Origin of the sequence: Gemmobacter lutimaris (assembly GCF_003570715.1) — a bacterium.
Taxonomy (GTDB): domain Bacteria; phylum Pseudomonadota; class Alphaproteobacteria; order Rhodobacterales; family Rhodobacteraceae; genus Gemmobacter; species Gemmobacter lutimaris.
Map to the genome: position 1 here is coordinate 1 of NZ_QXXQ01000037.1, position 5,842 is coordinate 5,842.

Sequence of the window (5,842 nt, forward strand, 5' to 3'; positions counted from 1 at the left end):
GGCCTCAACCGCTCCATCTGCTCTTCGGTCAGCCAGAAAAGATTGCTCATCGTCACCCCCGTCAGTTCGGATGCGTGAATCACGCAGCGACGGCGACTTCAAGCGAATCAATGGGTCCTGACCCTAGGCAAAACCTTCTGCTTCAGCGATCCATCTTCAGCACGAAGTGCCGAAGCGACGAGTGGTCTTAGTATTCCATCCAATAGCGGGTCACGCCGAGACATTGATGCGTTTGCGAGCGCATGTAAATATTGACTTTGCCCAATACCTTCCAAATATACACCAAAAGGGCTCTGTTGCACAAATCGCGTGAGGGATTCATCTCGTGAATCCAGCGTGGTAGCTTGACTGCATGAGCAGACCGACACCCCCGATCTACAAGACCAGGAACTGGCCCGCCTATAACCAAGCGCTCAAGCGCCGCGGCTCTCTGACGATCTGGTTCGACCCCGCCATGACGTGGAAGGCCGCGCCGACTGGCAAGCGCGGGCGACAAGCGGACTACAGCGACGCAGCCATCCAAACCTGCCTCACGATGAAAGTGCTGTTCGGGATGGCGCTCAGGCAGACGACGGGCTTCGTCGAGAGCCTGCTGCGGTTGATCGGCCTGGACTGGGCGGTGCCCGACTTCAGCACGCTGTCGCGGCGCCAGAAGACCCTGAAGGTCAACATCCCCTACCGCGGATCGGCCGGTCCGCTGCACCTGCTGGTCGACAGCACCGGGATCAAGGTCGAGGGTGAAGGCGAGTGGAACGCCCGCAAACATGGCGGCACGAAGCGCAGGGTCTGGCGCAAGATCCACATCGGGATCGACGAGAAATCACTGGAAATCCGGGCGGCCGAGTTCACCACCAGCGACGTCGGTGACGCGCCCATGCTGCCCGAACTTCTGGACCAGATACCACCCGACCAAGAGATCGCCAGCGTCACGGCAGATGGTGCTTTCGACACCCGCAAGTGCCACGACGCCATCGCCGCGCGCGGTGCCGCGGCGATCATCCCGCCTCGCAAGAACGCCAAGCCCTGGAAGCCCGACACAGCCGGGGCTGTCGCCCGCAACGAGATCCTGCGCACATCGAAGCGCGTCGGGCGGACAATCTGGCGACGATGGAGCGGCTATCACCGCCGAAGCCGCGCAGAAACCAAGATGCACTGCGTCAAGCTGCTGGGTCAGCGCCTATCCGCACGCGAGTTCGACCGTCAGGTCGCGGAGTTCCAGGTGCGCGTCGCCGTGCTCAACGGCTTCACCGCGCTCGGCACGCCCATCACAGAGGTCGCAGGATAAATCTGTCCGGGGAAAGGGGAAGTCCGATCAGCAGCCGATTTGTGCAACAGAGCCATTCATGCCCCATCTCGAGAAATTGGCGATGGAGACTATAGCCGCAAGGCACCGTCTCATAGCAGAAATGTAACCGTGTCCCGTCAGCCTTTCTACCAACCTGCGGATGTGATCAGGGCGATTGGGCACCGTCCCCCAGTGCCGAACCTCACCGCCGCGTTCGCCCTGCGCGAGCGCCATCGAAATCGTGGCCTTATGGACATTCAGTCCGATGAACGCGCTATCCTGCATGTGGTCTCTCCTCCATTCTTGAGGCTCGGCACCCGCCAACCGGGCGCAACCCTCGAACGGAGAATGCCGTGGGAGAGACCGCCGACCCAGTCAGCTCACACCGCGATTATGGGGACGAATCCCCCCCCTACCTCACCCGGCGCGGAACAGGCGGCAGAGCAGCGGCTCGGGGCCGTCATGGTCTTCGAAGCTGTCGGTCACCTCGCACCAGCGGCTGCGTTGCGCGCGGGCCAGTTCGCCTGTTTCCAGCGTGGCGCAGGCGCAGGGTTTGCCCGGCAGGGCGCAGCCCGGCGCCTCGGCCCCGACCAGCGGCTGCACCAGCCAGAGCTGCCCCGCCCCGCGCAGGATCTGGCTGGCCATGGCGCCCAGACGGGGCGCGGGGGCCTGCCAGCAGCGCTGCACCGCGTTCCAGCGCGGCCCACCCGGCTGGTCGCGCCGGGACCAGAGCGTTTCGGCCAGCCCCGGCGGCAGCCGCAGCCGCAGCGGCTTGTCGGCACCCCGGCACAGAAGCACCGGCACCTCGTCCTGATACCACAGGTCGGGCAGCCTCATGTCACCCTCTGCCCCCGGATCTTCGGTCATCGCGGTTCAAGCCCTTCGTTTCTGCAAAGGCAGCATAAGCGGGCCGGACGCGGAACGAAACAGAAACCTTGTGCCGCTCAGCCCAGCATGCCGCGCAGGCGGTCGCGGGCCCGCGCCAGCAGCGTCTCTGCGGCCTCGGGGCTTTCGGCCTCGGCATAGACCCGGAATTCCGGCGCATTGCCCGAGGGGCGCAGATGAAGGATGCGCCCCGAGGCAAGGCTCAGCCGCAGCCCGTCGGTCAGGTCGCGGCTGGTCTCGGTCTCGGCCAGATCGGCCAGAAGCGGCGCAGGATCGGCGGTCAGGCGCGCCAGCAGCGGGCCGGTGGCCTCGGGCGGGGTTTTCTCCAGCCGGTCGGCCGCGGTGAAGCGCGCGGGCTGGCATGCCAGCAGCGCAGGCAGGCCGCCGGCTTTCCGCACCTCGGCCAGCACGGCGATCAGCGGCAAGAGGCTGTCGCGCGTCATCAGGGGCGGCAGCAGCCCGGCGGGGCCTTCTGCCGCGAAACCCAGCAGGAAGCCGCCATTGGCCTCGTAGCCCGCGACGCGGCCGCCCGCACCTTCCATCGCGGCGATGACGAAGGGGGAGCCGATCTTCGTGCGGATCACCCGGGCGAAGGCGCCCCCCAGCTCTGCTCCGGTGTTGGAGCTGACGGGGGTGACCACGGTGTCGGCGCCCAGGCTGGCGGCGGCGATCTGACCCAGAATGTCGCCGGGGATCACAGCCCCCGCGCCATCGGCCAGCAGCGGCCGGTCGCCATCGCCATCGGTGGAAAGGATCGCATCGAACCCCGGCGCCCAGGCGGCCAGATCGGCGCGGGCCTGCGGGCTGACCGCCTCGGTATCGACCGGGATAAACGTCTCTGAACGGCCAACAGAGACGCATTCCGCCCCCAGCGCCACCATGGCATCCACCAGCAGATCGCAGCTGACCGCGCTATGCGCCCAGATCCCCAGCCGCAACCCGGCCAGCGCCTCCGGCCCGAAGGCCGTGACGTAACGCGCCACCCAGTCCGCCCCGGCGGTGGTCACCCGCCGCGTCGCTGGCCCCGCGCCGCGCGGGGCCGTGGCAAGCGACGCCAGAATCGCCGCCTCGTCGACCTTGGTGATCTCGCCCGCAGGCGTATAGAATTTCAGCCCGTTGCGATCGGCCGGGATATGGCTGCCGGTCACCATGACCGAGGCCGCGCCGGCCCGCATCGCCGCCAGCGCCAGCGCGGGCGTCGGCACCGCGCCGCAATCCACCGTTTCCAGCCCCATGCCGCGTGCCGCCGCCAGCACCACCGCCGCCAGATCCGGCGAAGAGGCCCGCAGGTCGCGCCCGACCCAGAGCGCCCCGCCCTGCGGACAGGCGGCAAGGAAGGCGCGGATATGCGCCGCCACCAGATCGGGCGTCAGCTCGGTGACCAGCCCGCGCAGCCCGCTCGTGCCGAATTTCGGTGCCATGATGCCTCCTATCCGTCTCGGGCCGACGATGGCAGGAAGCGCGCGCAGGAACCAGAGCCGTTCACTTCCTGCCCGAAAATGCAGGCGGGCGGTTGATTTTTGCCGCCCGAAGGCGCACTCCTTGCCCCCGGACAGCCAGCCTTCGGATCAGAGACACATGCCCGCATATCGCTCCCGCACCACTACCCATGGCCGCAACATGGCGGGGGCCCGTGGCCTCTGGCGTGCGACCGGCGTGAAGGACAGCGATTTCGGCAAGCCGATCATCGCCATCGTCAACAGCTTCACCCAGTTCGTGCCGGGGCACGTTCACCTGAAAGACCTGGGCCAGATGGTCGCGCGCGAGGTCGAGGCGGCGGGCGGCATCGCCAAGGAATTCAACACCATCGCGGTGGATGACGGTATCGCCATGGGCCATGACGGGATGCTCTATTCCCTGCCCTCGCGCGAGCTGATCGCCGACAGTGTGGAATATATGGTCAACGCCCATTGCGCCGATGCGATGGTCTGTATCTCGAACTGCGACAAGATCACCCCCGGCATGCTGATGGCGGCCATGCGGCTGAACATCCCGGCGATCTTCGTCTCGGGCGGGCCGATGGAAGCGGGCAAGGTCCAGATGGGCGACGGGCGGGTGCTGAAGCTCGACCTGATCGACGCCATGGTGGCAGCGGCCAATGACAAGGTCTCGGACGAGGATCTGGCCGCCATCGAACAGGGCGCCTGCCCGACCTGCGGCTCGTGTTCCGGCATGTTCACCGCCAATTCGATGAACTGTCTGGCCGAGGCGCTGGGTCTGGCGCTGCCGGGCAATGGCTCGACCCTTGCCACCCATGCCTTCCGCAAGGGGCTGTTCCTCGAGGCCGGGCGCCGCTCGGTCGAACTGGCCCGCCGCTGGTATGAGGAAGAGGATGCCTCTGTCCTGCCGCGCACGATTGCCAGCAAGGCCGCTTTCGACAATGCGATGTCGCTGGATATCGCCATGGGCGGCTCGACCAATACCGTGCTGCACCTTCTGGCCATCGCGCAGGAAGGCGGGGTGGATTTCGGCATGGATGACATCGACCGGCTGTCGCGCAAGGTGCCGTGCCTGTGCAAGGTCGCGCCGAATATCGCCAATATTCATATGGAAGACGTGCACCGTGCGGGTGGCATCATGGCCATTCTGGGCGAACTGGACCGCGGCGGGCTGATCGTGCGCGACTGCCCGACCGTCCATGCCCCGACCATCGGCGCCGCCATCGACCAGTGGGACATCGCCAAGTCGAACAACCCCGAGGCGCGCAAGCTTTACCTTGCCGCGCCGGGCGGCGTGCCGACGCAGGTGGCCTTCAGTCAGGCCTCGGAATGGCCGGATCTGGATCTGGACCGCACGCAGGGCGTGATCCGCTCCACCGAGGCGCCGTTCTCCAAGGATGGCGGGCTTGCGGTGCTGAAAGGCAATATCGCGCTGGATGGCTGCATCGTGAAAACCGCCGGGGTGGACGAATCCATCCTGAAATTCACCGGCAAGGCCGTGGTCTTTGAAAGTCAGGATGCGGCGGTCTACGGCATCCTGAACGGCAAGGTCACGGCGGGCGATGTGGTGGTGATCCGCTACGAGGGGCCGAAGGGCGGGCCGGGCATGCAGGAAATGCTGTATCCGACCAGCTATCTGAAATCGAAGGGTCTGGGCAAAGCCTGTGCGCTGATCACCGATGGCCGCTTCTCGGGCGGCACCTCGGGCCTGTCGATCGGCCATGCCAGCCCCGAGGCGGCGGCGGGCGGCACCATCGGCCTCGTGCAGGATGGCGACCGGATCGAGATCGACATTCCGAACCGCACCATCCATCTGGCGGTGCCGGAGGCGGAACTGGCAACCCGCCGCGCCGCGCAGGAGGCGAAGGGCTGGAAACCGGCGGAACCCCGCAAGCGGCAGGTGTCCACCGCGCTGAAAGTCTATGCGCAATTCGCGGCCTCGGCCGACAAAGGAGCGGTACGCGTTCTGCCCAAGTAACTTCGGGCGGGGTAGCGCTTGACCCCATCAAGGCACAGAAGCTACATCGAAACGGCGATCCAGTTTTTTTGGATCGCCGTTCTGGTTTTAGTTCAGCATTATCATACTCTGCAGATAGGAACATTTGGCATGAAGCCCAGAAAGGTCACCAAGGCGGTATTTCCGGTTGCGGGGCTTGGAACCCGTTTCCTGCCCGCAACGAAGTCGATCCCGAAAGAGATCATGACACTGGTGGACCGCCCGCTGATCCAATAC

At 66.0% G+C, this 5,842-nt stretch carries 4 protein-coding genes and 1 pseudogene; 3 read left to right on the forward strand and 2 right to left on the reverse strand.

Translation table 11 applies throughout. From position 1 onward, the window contains the following. Positions 1–352: 352 nt before the first annotated feature. Positions 353–1,285: an IS5 family transposase gene (locus D2N39_RS22180; RefSeq protein WP_119136892.1), complete on the forward strand. Its 933-nt coding sequence runs from the start codon at positions 353–355 to the stop codon at positions 1,283–1,285. Between the two features lie 417 nt (positions 1,286–1,702). Here D2N39_RS22180 and D2N39_RS22190 read toward each other — a convergent pair whose 3' ends face one another. Together D2N39_RS22190 and D2N39_RS22195 are read right to left on the reverse strand one after the other, a co-directional pair. Next, the gene (locus D2N39_RS22190; protein WP_147373546.1) at positions 1,703–2,122 is read right to left on the reverse strand and encodes a hypothetical protein; all 420 of its coding nucleotides are present in this window, start codon (positions 2,120–2,122) and stop codon (positions 1,703–1,705) included. A 107-nt stretch (positions 2,123–2,229) separates the two neighbouring features. Further along, on the reverse strand, positions 2,230–3,591 hold the full coding sequence (locus D2N39_RS22195; RefSeq protein WP_119136895.1) for a phosphohexomutase domain-containing protein: 1,362 nt from the start codon (positions 3,589–3,591) through the stop codon (positions 2,230–2,232). Positions 3,592–3,748: 157 nt separating this feature from the next. Here D2N39_RS22195 and ilvD point away from each other — a divergent pair, with 157 nt between their 5' ends. Both ilvD and D2N39_RS22205 read left to right on the forward strand, forming a co-directional pair. Further along, complete coding sequence (gene ilvD, locus D2N39_RS22200) at positions 3,749–5,587, forward strand: dihydroxy-acid dehydratase (RefSeq protein ID WP_119136896.1); 1,839 nt, start codon at positions 3,749–3,751, stop codon at positions 5,585–5,587. Positions 5,588–5,716: 129 nt separating this feature from the next. After that, positions 5,717–5,842, forward strand: a pseudogene (locus tag D2N39_RS22205) (UTP--glucose-1-phosphate uridylyltransferase); the annotation flags it as partial.

Bases quoted from the DNA above. Each gene is read 5' to 3' on its own strand.
- D2N39_RS22190 (WP_147373546.1), bottom strand. From the start codon at position 2,122: ATGAGGCTGCCCGACCTGTGGTATCAGGACGAGGTGCCGGTGCTTCTG.
- D2N39_RS22180 (WP_119136892.1), top strand. From the start codon at position 353: ATGAGCAGACCGACACCCCCGATCTACAAGACCAGGAACTGGCCCGCC.
- D2N39_RS22195 (WP_119136895.1), bottom strand. From the start codon at position 3,591: ATGGCACCGAAATTCGGCACGAGCGGGCTGCGCGGGCTGGTCACCGAG.
- ilvD (WP_119136896.1), top strand. From the start codon at position 3,749: ATGCCCGCATATCGCTCCCGCACCACTACCCATGGCCGCAACATGGCG.